The sequence below is a fragment of the Ruegeria sp. AE3 genome, from assembly GCF_056542225.1.
In genome coordinates this window covers 169,255-184,476 of record NZ_JBQFZL010000003.1, presented here as the reverse complement: position 1 = coordinate 184,476, position 15,222 = coordinate 169,255, and the positions used below count along the sequence as shown (strand labels likewise).

The following is a 15,222-nucleotide window of genomic DNA, read 5'->3' as shown; positions in this document are numbered from 1 at the left end:
TTTTGCCTTTCCTTCAGCCCGCCAACGCGTCTGCGATCCTGCTTGCCAACCGCCGCGCAACCTCGGCCTTGCCCATACGCGGCCATTCTTCGGCTCCGCTGTCCGAGATCAGGATAACTGCATTCTCGGACCCGCCCATGATCCCGGTGGCAGGGCTGACATCGTTGGCAACAATCCAGTCACAGCCTTTGCGCAGTCGCTTGGCGGTGGCATGTTCGATCACGTCATCGGTCTCGGCTGCAAAGCCGACAACCAAAGGTGGGCGCCCATTTTCCATCCGCGAGACGCGTCTGAGAATGTCGGGGTTCTCGGCAAATTCCAGAACCGGCAGACCGTCGCGGCTTTTCTTCAGTTTCTTGTCCGACGCACTGGCCACGCGCCAATCTGCCACCGCCGCCGCAAACACGCCCGCGTCGACGGGCAGCGCCGCATCAACCGCGTCCGACATCTGTTGCGCTGTCTCGACCGGCACGACCTGCACACCCGCCGGTGGCGGTACGTCAGCAGGGCCCGTGACAAAGATCACCTCGGCCCCCAAATCCGCAAGCGCCTGTGCCACGGCCGAGCCCTGCGCCCCGGAAGAGCGGTTCGCGATATACCGGACCGGATCAATCGGCTCATGCGTCGGGCCCGACGTCACCAGCACGCGCTTTCCCACCAAGGGTCCTGCCGCAAGCTGCGCCTCAACCGCCGCGACGATTTCCAGCGGTTCCGACATGCGTCCGGGGCCATATTCACCGCAGGCCATATCACCTTCGTTTGGGCCAACAAAGCGCACGCCATCCGCTTGAAGCTGCTTCAGGTTGCGTCGCGTCGCCGGGTGTTCCCACATGCGTACATTCATCGCGGGCGCACACAGAACAGGCGTGTCCGTCGCCATCAGAAGGGTCGATGCCAGATCATTTGCCAACCCCCCGGCCATCTTGCCCATCAGGTCCGCGGTTGCGGGGGCCACAACAATCAGATCGGCAGAGCGTGACAGCTGGATATGGCCCATCTCGGCCTCGGCGGTCAGATCGAACAGATCGCCATAGACCTTTTCTGAGGCAAGAGCAGACACGGACAGAGGTGTTACAAATTCCTCTGCCGCACGCGTCAGCACAGGCGTCACGGCTGCGCCACGCTCACGCAGCCTGCGGATCAGGTCCAGCGATTTGTAGGCCGCAATGCCGCCGCCAATGATCAGCAGAATGCGTTTGGATGACAGCATGTTCAGCCCTTCCTGTCCCGGTCGGCCCCGACATTAGGCAAGGCCAGCAGGTTGTTCCAGCGATTAATTCTGAACCTGAAACGCCACACAGGGGTCTTCACGCTCTACTGTGGGGCTATCGATTACGAGATCAAAGTCGCCATCGATAATATCGTCCTCAGACTGTCCGACCGAGACCACCTTCCATCCGGGTTGAAGCCGTTCAAGATATGTCGGGATACCTCGGTCTTTGCGCGCATGTCCGTTCCCAGTGATCACGGCAACCGGGCCACCCGTTTCTTCCATCGCGCGCATCACGGCGCGAGCCAGCACAGCATCGCGCAGTCGCTGGATCGCAACCATCTGGGGTAACATTTCGGGCGGGAGAGCATCGCAATGCGCAGCCAGTTGATCCGCCTCACGCGCCTCCTGCTCCTCAGGCGTCAGCGGTACAGTCAAACCATAGCGCGCCGCATCTGCACCCAACGCGGTGGCTGCTCCGCGTTCCATCGCGGCCCGCGCGGCAGCACGCGGCACCATGGCCCCGTAAACCGGCGCGCCGGAGGCCTTGAACACCGGATAATACAGCCTAAGAGGTGGCCAACCGCTTTCTGCCCATTGCAGAATGCGGCTCAACTCTTCAGGGTTGGACACGGCTTTTTGCGCCAGCCGTTGCGCGCCTTCTTCGGTAACCATCTCCCAGACAACAGCCGAAGGTGAGATTTTCATAATCGCCTCAGCTTGAATAAGGTGGTGGCGGGGATTGTCGTGAACCTCTCCCAGAATGACCACATCCGCATCCCGCATCGCGAGAGCCACATCATCAGAAATAAGATTTTCCGCCAGTCCGGGTCGCGCTGCTGTAACCGTAAGGCCCAGAACACAGGCAAGAATCGCAAGCTGTTTCATGCGATGAAGTGTTGCACCTCGCTCGACTGGGCTTCAAGGTTCTTGCGCATTTTTGCGAACGCCGCAGCCTCAAGCTGTCGCACGCGTTCCTTGGACAGACCCAACTCGACGCCGAGACTTTCCAGTGTCCGCGCAGGCTCGCGCAGTTTGCGTTCGCGCACAATGAACCGCTCGCGGTCATTCAGTGCGTTCATCGCGATCAGCAACCACTGGCGCAATTGTTTGGTATCGTGGGTGTGTTCAACTGCTTCGGCGGCCTGTTCACGTTCATCTTCCAGCGCATCGATCCATTCACGCCCGTCTTCGTCGGCGGATTGCACCGCGTTCAGAGAAAAATCTGACCCTGACAGCCGACCTTCCATCAGTTCAACGTCGCGCAGAGGAACCCCGATTTCCGTGGCAATCATCTGATGCAGCTGGTGGCGATCCAATTCAAGACCTTCGGTCACGGCCTCGCGTTCAAGGCGGGCCTGAACCCGACGCATGTTGAAAAACAGCGATTTCTGCGCCGAGGTGGACCCCGTTCGCACCATGGACCAGTTCCGCATCACATAGTCCTGAATGCTCGCCTTGATCCACCACACCGCATAAGTCGAAAACCGCACGCCGCGATCAGGGTCGAACTTGTCTGCGGCCTTCATCAATCCCAGACCGGCCTCTTGGATAAGGTCATTCATCGGCGCGCCATAGCGTTTGAACTTGGCCGCCATCGAAATTGCCAGCCGCATATACGCTGTGATCAGGCGGTGCAGTGCCTGTTCGTCACGCTGGTCACGCCAGGCATAGGCCAGCTTCAGTTCCGTTTCCGCATCCAGCAACTCGGCCTTCATCGCTTGCCGGGACATCGAAAAATCTGTCGCGTTGTCCAGTGCCATAAACCTCTCCCCTGTTTTGCAGGCGTTGGCCGGGCTTGCCATGCCGACCTATGACCGATACGCAAAACAGCACCAATTGGATCATCTTTAGGTAAGTACTGTGACGTCAGATTTAACCTTAATTCTGGGTGGAGCTGCTTCGGGCAAGTCGGCATTTGCCGAGAACCTCGTTGTTTCCACTGGGAAAAATCGAGTTTACCTAGCGACATCACAAGTGTTTGATGACGAGATGCGGCAGAAGGTTGATCGCCATCTGGTACAGCGGGGCGGCGGGTGGACCACGATTGAAGAGCCTCTTGACCTGGGACCGGTGCTGTCCAGCCTATCCTCGGATCAGGTGTGTCTGGTAGATTGCGCCACCATATGGCTCAGCAATCATTTGCTGGCCGAAACCGATCTGGGGGCAGTCCAAACTGACCTGCTAAAGGCCCTGCGCGCATGTACAGCGCAGGTAGTGATCGTGTCGAACGAGGTCGGGCACGGTATTGTTCCCGATAACCCGCTTGCCCGTCGCTTTCGCGAAGCGCAGGGTCGGCTGAACATCGCACTTGCGGCACAGGCTGATCTGGTGGTGCAAGTGACCGCCGGGTTGCCGTTGGTCCTGAAAGGGCAGCTGCCGTGACGCGACTGCATCTTGTTCGCCATGGGCCTACGCATGCAAAGACGATGGTTGGCTGGTCCGATCTGCCTGCTGATCTAAGCGATACAGCAGCGCTGAAGCGCCTGCACGATCATTTGCCACCCGATGCATTTGTGATTTCGTCCGACCTGTCGCGTGCAATTGACACTGCTTCGGCCATTCAGGGCCAGCGTCACCGTCTGCCACATCACCCGAACCTGCGGGAAATCCATTTCGGTCAGTGGGAGCTTCGCGGGTTTGCCGATATTGAAGCCGAAGACCCCGAGCTGGCTTTTGCCTATTGGGACAACCCCGGTGATGTCCGCCCACCGCAAGGTGAAAGCTGGAATGAGGTCCGCGACCGGGTCGATTCCGCGATCGACGCGCTTATGTCCGCGCATACGGGCCGCGATCTGGTGATCGTCGCGCATTTCGGCGTAATCCTAACGCAAGTACAACGCGCCCTTGGTCTGGACGGGCAGCGGACCTTTGCGCATCGGATCGACAACCTTTCCGTTACGGATATTGCTGTCAACGGCGGGGTGTGGACTGTCGGATCGATCAATCACCTTCCGTGAACAGGTCCAACACAAATCACTGATTTACCGGTCCGCAAAGCTGAGGCATCGTCCGCGCATGACTTATGACCTTTATATCGGCGATCGCCTCTTCTCCAGCTGGTCAATGCGCGGCTGGTTGATGCTTGAGAAATTCAACCTGCCCTATCGCAGCCACATGATCGGCCTCTATTCCGGCACCATGGCGCAAGACATGGAACCGCTGGCCCCTGCCCGCCTTGTCCCTGCCCTGCGCATGCCGGATGGAACGGTTGTGGGGGAAAGCCTGGCGATGGCCGAAACCCTGGCCGAACGCCACCCCGATGCCGGGTTGTGGCCTTCGGATGCCGCAGCCCGGGCAACAGCCCGCTGGCTATGCGCCGAAATGGTAGCCGGTTTCAGCGCCCTGCGTGGAGAATGCGCCATGCAGCTGCGCAACGTGTGGCAAGGCTTTACGCCGTCTGAGGCGACTTTGTCAGACCTGGAGAGGATTGAAACACTCTGGGCACATGCGCGGAGCGTGTCAGGGGCAGACCAAGGCCCGTTATTTGGTGCCTATTCACTGGCAGACGTCTTCTACACACCCGTTGCTGCGCGGATTATAGGATATGGGCTGCCGGTGTCAGAGGCGAACCGGGCTTATTGCATGGAATTGCTCTCTGATCCCATAGTCAGACAGTGGCGCGCCATGGGATTGACCGTTGTGTACGACACCTTCCCATACGCGCAGGATTTACCGTCCGGCCCCTGGCCGGTCGGGGGTGTATCTGCTGCGAAGCCGGTTTCAGGTGGTCCGTCAATCAACGCCGCCTGCCCGTATTCCGGCAAGCCTGTGACCGAGTACATGGAGCTAGATGGACAATGTTGGGGGTTCTGCAACCCATTCTGCCGGAACAAAACCGTGGCCGATCCCGAAGCATGGCCCAAATTCGCGGCCATGCGCGCAGCCGTTAACGACTCTTAAACCAGAACCGTGGCAGCAACGTCCTGTTAACCAAAACAGGACTGCCATGGTCGCCCGCGCCCACACCGTTGCTTTTCAAGGCGTTGATGCCCGCCCGGTCGAGGTGCAATGCGCGGTCTCACCCGGACTGCCAGCCTTTTCCATCGTGGGCCTGCCCGACAAAGCCGTGTCCGAGGCGCGTGACCGCGTCCGCAGCGCGCTGAACGCGATGGCCATTGCGCTGCCGTCCAAGCGGATCACCATCAATCTGTCCCCCGCCGACCTTCCTAAAGAAGGCAGCCATTTCGACCTGCCCATCGCGGTCGCGCTTTTGTCCGCGCTCGACATCATCCCTGCCGATGCCGCGGAAAGCACCGTTGCATTGGGGGAGTTGTCACTCGACGGTTCTCTGGTGCCCGTTGTTGGTGCTTTGCCCGCCGCGATGACGGCCGCGTCAGAAGACCGCACATTGCTTTGTCCGCGCGCCTCCAGCGCCGAGGCGGCCTGGGTCGATGCCACTCAGGTGATCGGTGCCGGATCGCTTGGAGAGGTCGTGCGCCATTTCTCAGGCCAATCCCCTTTGCCAGCGGCACAACCCGGCGAAGTGAACCTGACACCGTCCAACCGCGACCTGCGCGATGTGAAAGGGCAGGAGCGCGCCAAACGCGCCCTGGAAATCGCCGCCGCCGGACGTCACCATCTGATCATGATCGGCACGCCGGGATCGGGCAAATCCATGCTGGCGGCGCGGCTTCCCGGAATTCTACCGCCGCTTACAGCCGTGGAAGCCCTGGAAACGTCGATGATCCAATCGCTATGCGGGTTGCTGGATGAAGGCGGAATAAACCGCACACGCCCGTTCCGCGAACCGCACCACACGGCCTCGATGGCGGCCATAGTTGGTGGTGGGAAAGGGGCCAAACCGGGCGAAATCTCATTGGCCCACAATGGTGTGTTGTTCATGGATGAATTCCCTGAGTTTCCACGGCCGGTTCTGGAAACCCTGCGCCAACCCATTGAAACCGGCGAAGTCATGGTGGCGCGCGCGAACGCCCATGTGAAGTACCCTTGTCGTTTCATGCTGGTGGCCGCCGCCAACCCTTGCAAATGCGGCTATCTGACCGACCCGTCCCGTGCCTGTTCGCGGGCACCGGGATGTGGCGAAGATTACCTGAACCGAATCTCGGGCCCTTTGATGGACAGGTTCGATCTGCGGATCGAAGTTCCGCCCGTGGGCTTTATTGACCTTGATCTGCCCCCTTCGGGCGACAGTTCGTCGACGGTTGCAGCACGTGTCGAAAGGGCGCGTGCCATACAGGCAGACCGGTTCCGTGACACGCCGGAGTTACGACAAAACGCTGACGCAGAAGGCAAAATACTGGAAGAGATCGCCACGCCCGATGCCGAAGGAAAAGAACTGCTGTTGAAAGCTGCGGATCGGTTCGGCCTGTCAGCCCGGGCCTTCCATAGAATCCTGAGGGTGGCGCGCACCATCGCCGATCTGGACGGCGCGACCGATATCCGCCGCCCACACGTGGCCGAGGCACTGAGTTTTCGCATCTCTGCCCGGGTTATGGCCTAAAGCCTGGCCTCGATGGCCTGCCAGATCTTTTCCGCAATATTTACGCCATCAAACCGTTCCAGCTCTTGAATGCCAGTCGGTGAAGTCACGTTAATCTCGGTCAGATAGTCGCCAATAACGTCAATTCCGACAAAGACCTGACCCTTTTCCTTCAGCAGAGGCCCAATCGCCGCGCAGATCTCAAGATCGCGTTCGGACAAGCCGATCTTTTCCGGACGTCCGCCAACATGCATGTTCGACCGCGTTTCGCCTTCGGCTGGTACACGGTTAATCGCGCCGACCGCTTCGCCATCCACCAGGATCACCCGTTTGTCGCCATTGCTGACATCCGGCAGGAATTTCTGCACGATCAAAGGTTCGCGCGAGAATCCGGTGAACAGCTCATGCAAGGAAGTCAGGTTGCGGTCATTGGCATCAAGCCGGAACACACCCGCGCCGCCGTTCCCGTAAAGCGGTTTGAGGATGATATCGCCGTGCTTTTCCTTGAACGCCTTGATCGTCTGCAAGTCGCGCGCAATCGTTGTTGGCGGGGTCAGTTCGGGGAAATCCAGCACCAGCAGCTTTTCCGGGTAATTGCGCACCCAGAACGGATCGTTGACGACAAGCGTCTGCCCCTTGAGACGATCCAGCAAATGCGTGGACGTGATGTAATGCATGTCAAAAGGCGGGTCCTGACGCAGCCAGACGACATCGAAATCGGCCAGATCCACCTCACGTTCGGGGCCCAGAACCGCAGGATCTCCGGCAACCCTTTGCACGGTCATGTCGTGACCTCGCGCGGTGATGCGACCTTGCTGATAGGCCAAGTGATCCGGACCGTAGAAAAACAATGAATGCCCGCGCGCCTGTGCCTCTTCCGCCAGACGGAATGAGCTGTCGGCGTTGATATCCACGGCCCCGATCGGGTCCATTTGAAAGGCGATTTTCATGGCATGTCCCTCAGTTTCCCGCCAGATACATGGACCAGCACGCCTGTGGGTTCAATGGGGCTTAGCCAAAACCAAAGGCGTTTTCGATGATGTGAACAGCGCCAGAGCCATCCACAAGTGCCGCGTCAAAGCGTACGTTTGTCAGCTGCCCGGTCGGCTCGTTTTCCAAGAACTGAGCGGCAGAGGCATAGATTCGTTCGATCTGCCTGCGGCTGATCCGGGCAGCGGCCTTTTCAAAGCTGGTGCTTTTCTTAACTTCGATGAACACAAGCCCGTCGCCGTCGCGTGCAATCAGGTCGATCTCTCCGCCAGCGCCCCGCCAGCGGCGATGCGCTATGGCAAAACCCCGACGTTCGTAATCTGCGGCGACCTGTGACTCTGCGGCCTGTCCAGCGTGGTATGAGATCGAACCCTGTCGTTCACGCCGCCCCATGTCATCCCTTGCCCAATTTCAGAGCTTTCTGGTAAATCGGTCGGCGCGGCAGGTCGTACATTTCCGATACAAGATCCGCTGCATCCCGAACCGAGTGATTTTCCAAAGCTCGTTTCAAAGCTTCTTCTAGGTCGGATTCGTTAACACTTTGCGAATGACTGCGGTCCACCAACAGGACGATTTCGCCTTTGACGGTCTTGCCCCGATACTCCGCTGCCAGTTCGGACAGGCTGCCGCGGCGGACCTCTTCAAACTTTTTCGTTAGCTCTCGACAAAGCGCAGCCTGCCGTTCAGGTCCCAGGCATTCAGCCAGGTCCGACAGACAGGCGGCAAAGCGTTTCGGAGATTCGTAGAACACCAATGTGCCGGGGATGTCCTTCAACGCCTCGATGCGGGTGCGGCGCGCTTTGGTTGCGTTAGGAAGGAAGCCTGCAAAAAAGAAGGCGTCGGTGGGAAGCCCCGCCAACGTCAGGGCCGTTACAACGGCAGACGCGCCGGGGGCACAGGTCACGGTATACCCGGCTTCTGCGGCCTGCTTGCCCAGATCATAGCCCGGATCGGCAATAAGCGGCATTCCCGCTTCGGACGCGTAGGCCACCGATTGCCCTTGCGCCAGCGCTTCCATAATCTTGCCGCGTGCGCCTGCGCCGCTGTGGTCGTGATAGGCCTGGATACGCCGGCCTTCCAGCGGGATGCCATGTATTTCCATCAAGCGACGTAAACTGCGGGTGTCTTCTGCCGCAATTACATCGGCTGAGGCCAAAACATCCAAGGCTCTGAGCGTAATGTCGCGTGCTGTTCCAATCGGAGTGGCAACAAAATACAGGCCCGCAGCCAACTTGATCTTTTGGAAATTCAAAGCTGGACCCTCACAGCGTGACGTTTATTATCGCGGCTCAACAGAACAGAAGCATTCGCAGCCGTCGGATCAGGGAGTTTTCATTTAGATGTTTACCGTTTGCAAGCCCGTAAGCAAGCTGGCGAAAGTCGCCGCTGCCCTGACGACCGCAGCGTTTCTTGCTGCCTGTGAACCGGGTGGTCTTGGCGGAGGCCCCTCGATCAATACCTCAAAGCCGGTTCCTGTCGCCTTGCTGGTTCCCAGAGGATCTGCGCAATCTGGTGATGCGGCGCTGGCGCAAAGCCTTGAGAATGCCGCGCGGCTTGCGATGTCGGATTTGCCGAATGTCCAGATCGACTTACGCGTTTATGACACAGCCGGAAACCCGAACACGGCGACAGCCGTTGCACAGCAGGCTGTTGCGGACGGGGCAAAAATCATCATTGGTCCGGTATATGCCCAGGCAGCAAATGCTGCCGGGTTGGCGGTGCTGAGCAAGAACGTCAACGTTCTTTCGTTTTCAAACAACGCCAGCATTGCAGGCGGCAACGTCTTTGTATTGGGCCCGACCTTTGACAATACGGCCAACCGGCTGGTGAATTATGCGGGCAGTCAGGGCAAGGTTAACACGGTGGTCGTGCACAGCAACGACGCCGCAGGACAACTGGGCCAGTCCGCTATCGCCAATGCCATAGCGAACAGCCGGGTCAACAATGCAGGGACCGTCGCATACGACCGGTCGCAACAGGGCGTCATCAATGCGGTTCCCACGATCAAGGCCACGGTTGATTCGACGGGCGCGGATTCGATCTTCCTGACGGCGACCACGGCGGGGGCATTGCCGCTGTTCTCGCAATTGCTGCCAGAGGCCGGTGTTTCTCCGGCAACCACGCAATACATTGGCCTGACACGTTGGGATATCCCTCCTCAAACTCTGGAGCTTCCGGGGGTTCAAGGGGGGTGGTTTGCATTACCTGACCCGTCCAAGGCACAAGCCTACCGTCAGCGTTACAACGCAACTTACGGCGAAGCACCGCACCCAATCAGCGGTCTGGCCTATGACGGTATCGCCGCAATTGGTGCCTTGGTCAGCCAGGGCAAATCAGACGCCCTGACCGCTTCGGCCCTGACACAGAACGCCGGTTTCCAGGGCGTTGGCGGCATCTTCCGCCTGCGCCCGGACGGCACCAACGAACGCGGTCTGGCAGTTGCCACGATCCAGAACAAACAGGTGGTTGTGATTGACCCTGCCCCACAAAGCTTCTCTGGCGCCGGTTTCTGATCTGACTGGCGCGATCAACGTGCCCGAAAGCGCGTTGATCTGCCCTGCCGGGGACATCTTCGACAGCACTGCCGTCAATGATGCACTGGCTCAGGCCTTTGAGGCCTGCCCGGACAACACCAAAATGCGGTCCGAGACGGTGCGCATTCTGCGCGAGGCTCAAAAGTCTGGCCGCGCGGTCATTGCAGAGGCATTTGGCGAACGTCCTTTCGACGCGCGGGCACTCACGCGCTCATACACTTACCTGACGGATCAACTGGTTGAGACGGCGATGCTGGTCTCAAGCACAGGCCTGCATCCGCTTGCAACGCCCACCCAAGGTGAAAAGATCGCCGTTCTGGCTGTTGGCGGTTATGGGCGCGGGGAAATGGCGCCGTTTTCCGACGTCGATCTGCTGTTTCTCACCCCCTACAAGATCACCGCATGGGCCGAGAGCGTTATCGAGTCGATGCTTTATATCCTTTGGGATTTGCGGCTGAAGGTCGGGCATTCCTCACGCACGATCAAGGATTGTCTGCGGCTAGGCGCCGAGGATTTCACGATCCGCACAGCGATGTTGGAGCAACGCTATCTGGCCGGTGACAAGGCGCTGGCGGACGGGTTGGACCGAAGGCTGAAAGACGAACTGTTCAAGGGAACTGAACGCGAGTTCATCGAAGCAAAGTTGCACGAACGTGATGAACGCCACCACAAACAAGGCGAGCGTTACATGGTCGAACCCAACGTGAAGGAAGGCAAAGGCGGCCTACGCGATTTGCAATCCCTCTACTGGATCGCGAAATATGTCTATGGCGTTCAGGACGTGGCCGAACTGGTGCCTTTGGGCTTGTTCACACCCGAAGAGTTCAAGACCTTTGTTCAGGCCGAAGAATTCCTTTGGGCTGTGCGTTCGCACCTGCATCTTGTCACCGGTCGTGCGACCGAGCAGCTTACCTTTGACATGCAGGTCGAGGTTGCCGCGCGCATGGGGTACGAGGACCGCGCCGGGCGTCGTGCGGTCGAAGTGTTCATGCAGCGGTATTTCCGCGAAGCCACCCGCGTGGGTGAGTTGACGCGCATCTTCCTGACCAAACTCGAATCGCTGCACATGAAAGGTGCGCCGTTGCTGGAACGCATTTTCCGCAGGCGTCGACGGGTCAAGGCAGGGTACAAGGTGGTTCACGGCCGTCTGGATCTGGTGGAACCTGAAAAATTTCTATCCGACAAAGTGAACCTGCTGCGCCTGTTCGAAGAAGGTTTGCGGACAGGTATGCTGATCCATCCCGATGCCATGCGGCTGGTGAGCGCGAACCTGCATCTGATCGATGACGAGATGCGCGGCGACAAGGAAGCCCAGCGCATTTTCCTGGATCTGATGTTGAAACACGGCAACCCGGAACGTGCATTGCGACGTATGAACGAACTGGGCGTGCTGTCCGCTTTCCTACCCGAGTTCGAGCACATCGTGGCGATGATGCAGTTCAATATGTATCACAGCTATACGGTGGACGAGCATACGATCCAATGCATCGTCAATCTTGCCCAGATCGAACGCGGAGAGCTGGTCGAATCCCTGCCTCTGGCGTCATCGATTCTGAAAGGCGGGGTGAACCGAAAGGTGCTGTACGTCGCGCTTCTTCTGCATGACATTGCGAAAGGTCGCCCCGAAGATCACTCGATCCTTGGGGCACAGATCGCGCGCAAGGTGGCGCCTCGGCTCGGCCTGAACAAATCGGATTCCGAAACCGTTGAATGGCTGGTGCGTTATCACTTGCTGATGTCCGACATGGCGCAAAAACGCGATATCTCCGACCCTCGGACGGTGCGCGATTTTGCCAAAGCCGTTCAGACAACCAAACGGCTGGATTTGCTGACGGTTCTGACGGTTTGTGACATTCGCGGTGTTGGCCCGACCACCTGGAACAACTGGAAGGCCACCTTGCTGCGCGCCCTGCATGCTGAAACAAAGCGTGCACTGGAAACCGGTATGGAAGATCTGAACCGGGCGAACCGGGGGGCCGAGGCCAAAACAGCGCTACGCCGCGCCTTGGACAACTGGTCCAAGGCTGACCTCAAGGTCGAGACCGGGCGCCACTACGCCCCGTATTGGCAGGGCCTGAACCTTGCGACGCATATCGAGTTTGCCGAGATGCTGTACGCGCTGGAACAAAGCGGCGATCCCGGCGCGATGGAAATTCGCCTGCAACCTGATGAAGACCGTGATGCGACGCGGGCCTGTTTCGCCATGGGAGATCACCCCGGTATTTTTGCCCGCATCGCCGGGGCACTGGCCCTAGTCGGCGCGAATGTCGTCGATGCCCGAAGCTATACCACCAAAGACGGTTACGTGACGGACGCATTCTGGATTCAGGATGCCGAAGGGCACCCGTTCGAGGCATCGCGCCTTCCACGCCTGACGCAGATGATTCACAAGACCCTGCGCGGCGAAGTCGTCGCCAAGGAAGCGCTGAAGTCGCGTGACAAGATCAAGAAACGCGAACGCGCTTTCAACGTGCCAACTCATATCACGTTCGACAATGAGGGCTCTGAAATCTACACAATCATCGAGGTGGACACACGCGACCGCCCAGGCCTGCTGTTTGATCTGACCCGGACCCTGGCCGCGGCGAACGTGTATATCGCCAATGCCGTGATCGCGACCTATGGCGAACAGGTGGTCGATACGTTCTACGTCAAGGATATGTTTGGCTTGAAGTATTACTCGGAAAGCAAGCAGCGCGGGCTTGAGGCCAAGCTGCGCACGGCAATCACCGAAGGCGCCGAGCGTGCGGCCTCATGAAGCAAATACGGTTGTTCTCTGGCCTGTTCACGGTCGGCTTCTGGACGCTCGCCAGCCGAATTCTGGGGTTTCTACGGGAAATACTGCTGACGGCCTATATCGGACCGGGCCCAGTGATGGATGCCTTTGTTGCTGCCTTTCGCCTGCCCAACATGTTCCGCCGCTTTTTCGCCGAGGGGGCATTTAACGCGGCCTTTGTGCCGATGTTCTCCAAACGACTGGAAGCCGACGAAGACCCTCAGGGTTTCGCGCAGGACGCATTCAATCTTCTGGCCGTGGCTGTTCTGGCGCTGGTCGGGCTGGCCATGGTTTTCATGCCCGGTCTGGTGTGGCTGACCGCCGAAGGGTTTTACGGCGATGAACGGTTCGATCTGGCGGTGGATTATGGATATGTTGTGTTTCCATACATCCTGTTCATGTCTCTGGCTGCCTTGTTTTCTGGTGTTCTGAATGCAACCGGGCGGTTTGCGGCAGCGGCAGCTGCACCTGTTCTGCTGAACATTTTCGCCTGCACCGCCCTGATCGCCGGTGCCATGTCCGGCGGCGAAGTGATCCGGTGGTTGATCCCGGTCATTCCGGTGGCCGGTGTCGCGCAACTGGCGCTGGTCTGGGTTGCTACCGAACGCGCCGGCATCCACATCCGCCCCAGCATGCCGCGTCTGACGCCCGAAATGCGACGGATGGTACGTATCGCAGTCCCGGCCGCGCTGGCGATGGGGGTCACGCAGGTCAATCTGGTTGTCGGGCAATTGGTTGCGTCGAAAACCGAAAAGGCCGTCAGCTGGTTGTTTGCCGCAGACAGGCTCTACCAGTTGCCTTTGGGTGTTGTAGGCATTGCTGTCGGCATAGTCTTGTTGCCGGACCTGTCCCGCCGCTTGCGCGCGGATGACAAAGAGGGCGCACGCAATGCCTTTTCCCGGGCCGGTGAGTTCACACTGCTGCTGACGCTGCCTTCGACTGTCGCCCTCGTGGTTATGCCAACCCCCCTCGTATCCGTGCTGTTCGAACGCGGCCAGTTCGGCCCCGAGGATACGGCCGCCACGGCCCTTGCGGTTGCCATCTACGGGGTAGGGCTTCCGGCTTTCATGTTGCAAAAATTGCTGCAACCGCTGTTTTTTGCGCGCGAGGATACACGTTCCCCGTTTCACTACGCGGTTGTTGCGATGATCGTGAACGCAGCTCTGGCGTTTGGTCTGTTTCCACTGGTGGGCTGGATCGCACCGGCAATTGCTGCATCGACTGCCGGGTGGGCGATGGTTGTGCTACTGGCCTTGGGCTCACGACGTATGGGTGAAGAGGCACGCTTCGATGTCCGGTTAAAAAAGCGGGCGAACAGGATTGTGGCCGCTTCGCTTGGGATGGGCGCGATCTTATACGCCGCGCTCTACCTGTTCGGGTGGGCGTTGGAAGTTCCCGGCTGGCGTTATCTGGCACTGCTGATCCTGATCATGGTCGCTGCCGTCTCATATTTCCTTCTGGGTCATATCTTCGGCGCCTTCAAACTGTCGGAGTTCAAACACACTCTGCGCCGGTCCTGATCAATCCCGGCGAATGCGTCCGACGATCCGGGACCACGCGCCCGGTGCAACAAGAAAAGACAAGCCAAAACCGGTGGCAAACCCACCCAGATCGGCAACCCATTCCCAGTTGCCACCAAAGATCAGGCCGAAAAGAAACTGTATGCCCATAAGGACTGCAATCAATTGAAATGCCCGTGCTTGGTTTGCACCTACAAGTGACAGTTTGTGCCACAACAGCCACGTGAATGCGCCGATCAGGCCATACACCGGCGGGAACCCTCCAATCAGCGGATAGCGTGGGTCCAGTAACACAGCGTAGGCAAGCGCGCCGCCAATGCCTGATACGATAAAAATCAGCAGCATCGAGAAACCGCCGAACACTTCGCCAACCATTTTGCCCATCGCCAGCACGAAAACACAGACGAAAATCGCCTGCGTGAAATTTGCGGACACGAAGGGGTAGGTCACGAAGCGGATGACATGTTCGAATGGCCAGCGCCCGTTCAGTACCATCCAGTCGAAAATATCCGCCGAGAACGCATAATGCTGGATCGCATCCAGCCGCCAGCCCACCGCTGCTGGTCCTCCAACCAGCCCGCGTGATCCCAGCGTGAAGGCAATTTCTATCCCGATGATGAACAGAACCAGCGCCACCACGGCAGGTGGCAGGGGGTTCACAGGCGGTGTGTAATGTTCACTGCTCATTGGGCTGGCCTTTCGCGGCTGTTGACGTCCCTTTGCCTCATGGGTAAGCGACGGGGGCTGAT

Annotated in this window: 14 protein-coding genes; 7 read left to right on the top strand and 7 right to left on the bottom strand. The window is 58.9% G+C overall.

Annotated elements, in window-relative coordinates; all coding sequences use genetic code 11:
• Positions 1-13 precede the first annotated feature (13 nt).
• From coaBC to ACR0NZ_RS09580, 3 genes are all read right to left on the bottom strand, one after another.
• Positions 14-1,210 carry a bifunctional phosphopantothenoylcysteine decarboxylase/phosphopantothenate--cysteine ligase CoaBC gene (coaBC, locus tag ACR0NZ_RS09590; protein ID WP_480518505.1) on the bottom strand — a complete coding sequence of 399 codons (1,197 nt, stop codon included), beginning with the start codon at positions 1,208-1,210 and terminating at the stop codon, positions 14-16.
• A 63-nt stretch (positions 1,211-1,273) separates the two neighbouring features.
• Positions 1,274-2,098: a ChaN family lipoprotein gene (locus tag ACR0NZ_RS09585; protein ID WP_480518503.1), complete on the bottom strand. Its 825-nt coding sequence runs from the start codon at positions 2,096-2,098 to the stop codon at positions 1,274-1,276.
• On the bottom strand, positions 2,095-2,973 hold the full coding sequence (locus ACR0NZ_RS09580) for an RNA polymerase factor sigma-32 (RefSeq protein ID WP_480518501.1): 879 nt from the start codon (positions 2,971-2,973) through the stop codon (positions 2,095-2,097). The genes ACR0NZ_RS09585 and ACR0NZ_RS09580 overlap by 4 nt, the downstream gene beginning before the upstream one ends.
• Positions 2,974-3,073: 100 nt before the next feature.
• Between ACR0NZ_RS09580 and cobU the strand changes: the two genes are divergently transcribed.
• From cobU to ACR0NZ_RS09560, 4 genes are read left to right on the top strand one after another with little or no spacing between them, the layout of a single operon-like run.
• Entirely contained in the window at positions 3,074-3,595 is a 522-nt protein-coding gene (gene cobU, locus ACR0NZ_RS09575; RefSeq protein ID WP_480518499.1) for a bifunctional adenosylcobinamide kinase/adenosylcobinamide-phosphate guanylyltransferase, read from the top strand.
• Positions 3,592-4,170 (top strand): histidine phosphatase family protein, encoded by a 579-nt coding sequence (locus ACR0NZ_RS09570; protein ID WP_480475170.1) that lies wholly within the window; start codon positions 3,592-3,594, stop codon positions 4,168-4,170. Before cobU ends, ACR0NZ_RS09570 begins: the two co-directional genes overlap by 4 nt.
• 58 nt (positions 4,171-4,228) lie before the next feature.
• Complete coding sequence (locus tag ACR0NZ_RS09565; RefSeq protein ID WP_480518497.1) at positions 4,229-5,113, top strand: glutathione S-transferase; 885 nt, start codon at positions 4,229-4,231, stop codon at positions 5,111-5,113.
• A 46-nt stretch (positions 5,114-5,159) separates the two neighbouring features.
• On the top strand, positions 5,160-6,674 hold the full coding sequence (locus ACR0NZ_RS09560) for a YifB family Mg chelatase-like AAA ATPase (RefSeq protein WP_480494275.1): 1,515 nt from the start codon (positions 5,160-5,162) through the stop codon (positions 6,672-6,674).
• Here the strand turns inward: ACR0NZ_RS09560 and gshB are convergent.
• The 3 genes from gshB to rsmI form a co-directional block, all read right to left on the bottom strand.
• Complete coding sequence (gene gshB / locus ACR0NZ_RS09555; protein ID WP_480518495.1) at positions 6,671-7,603, bottom strand: glutathione synthase; 933 nt, start codon at positions 7,601-7,603, stop codon at positions 6,671-6,673. The genes ACR0NZ_RS09560 and gshB overlap by 4 nt on opposite strands.
• 61 nt (positions 7,604-7,664) lie before the next feature.
• Positions 7,665-8,036 (bottom strand): YraN family protein, encoded by a 372-nt coding sequence (locus ACR0NZ_RS09550; protein WP_480494278.1) that lies wholly within the window; start codon positions 8,034-8,036, stop codon positions 7,665-7,667.
• 1 nt (position 8,037) lies between these two features.
• Positions 8,038-8,895: a 16S rRNA (cytidine(1402)-2'-O)-methyltransferase gene (gene rsmI / locus ACR0NZ_RS09545; RefSeq protein WP_480518493.1), complete on the bottom strand. Its 858-nt coding sequence runs from the start codon at positions 8,893-8,895 to the stop codon at positions 8,038-8,040.
• A gap of 88 nt (positions 8,896-8,983) precedes the next feature.
• Between rsmI and ACR0NZ_RS09540 the strand changes: the two genes are divergently transcribed.
• From ACR0NZ_RS09540 to murJ, 3 genes are read left to right on the top strand one after another with little or no spacing between them, the layout of a single operon-like run.
• On the top strand, positions 8,984-10,156 hold the full coding sequence (locus ACR0NZ_RS09540) for a penicillin-binding protein activator (protein WP_480475158.1): 1,173 nt from the start codon (positions 8,984-8,986) through the stop codon (positions 10,154-10,156).
• Complete coding sequence (locus tag ACR0NZ_RS09535; RefSeq protein ID WP_480518491.1) at positions 10,116-12,935, top strand: [protein-PII] uridylyltransferase; 2,820 nt, start codon at positions 10,116-10,118, stop codon at positions 12,933-12,935. Before ACR0NZ_RS09540 ends, ACR0NZ_RS09535 begins: the two co-directional genes overlap by 41 nt.
• Positions 12,932-14,473 (top strand): murein biosynthesis integral membrane protein MurJ, encoded by a 1,542-nt coding sequence (gene murJ, locus ACR0NZ_RS09530; RefSeq protein WP_480518489.1) that lies wholly within the window; start codon positions 12,932-12,934, stop codon positions 14,471-14,473. Before ACR0NZ_RS09535 ends, murJ begins: the two co-directional genes overlap by 4 nt.
• Here murJ and ACR0NZ_RS09525 read toward each other — a convergent pair whose 3' ends face one another.
• On the bottom strand, positions 14,474-15,160 hold the full coding sequence (locus ACR0NZ_RS09525) for a rhomboid family intramembrane serine protease (protein WP_480518487.1): 687 nt from the start codon (positions 15,158-15,160) through the stop codon (positions 14,474-14,476).
• Between the last annotated feature and the right edge of the window lie 62 nt (positions 15,161-15,222).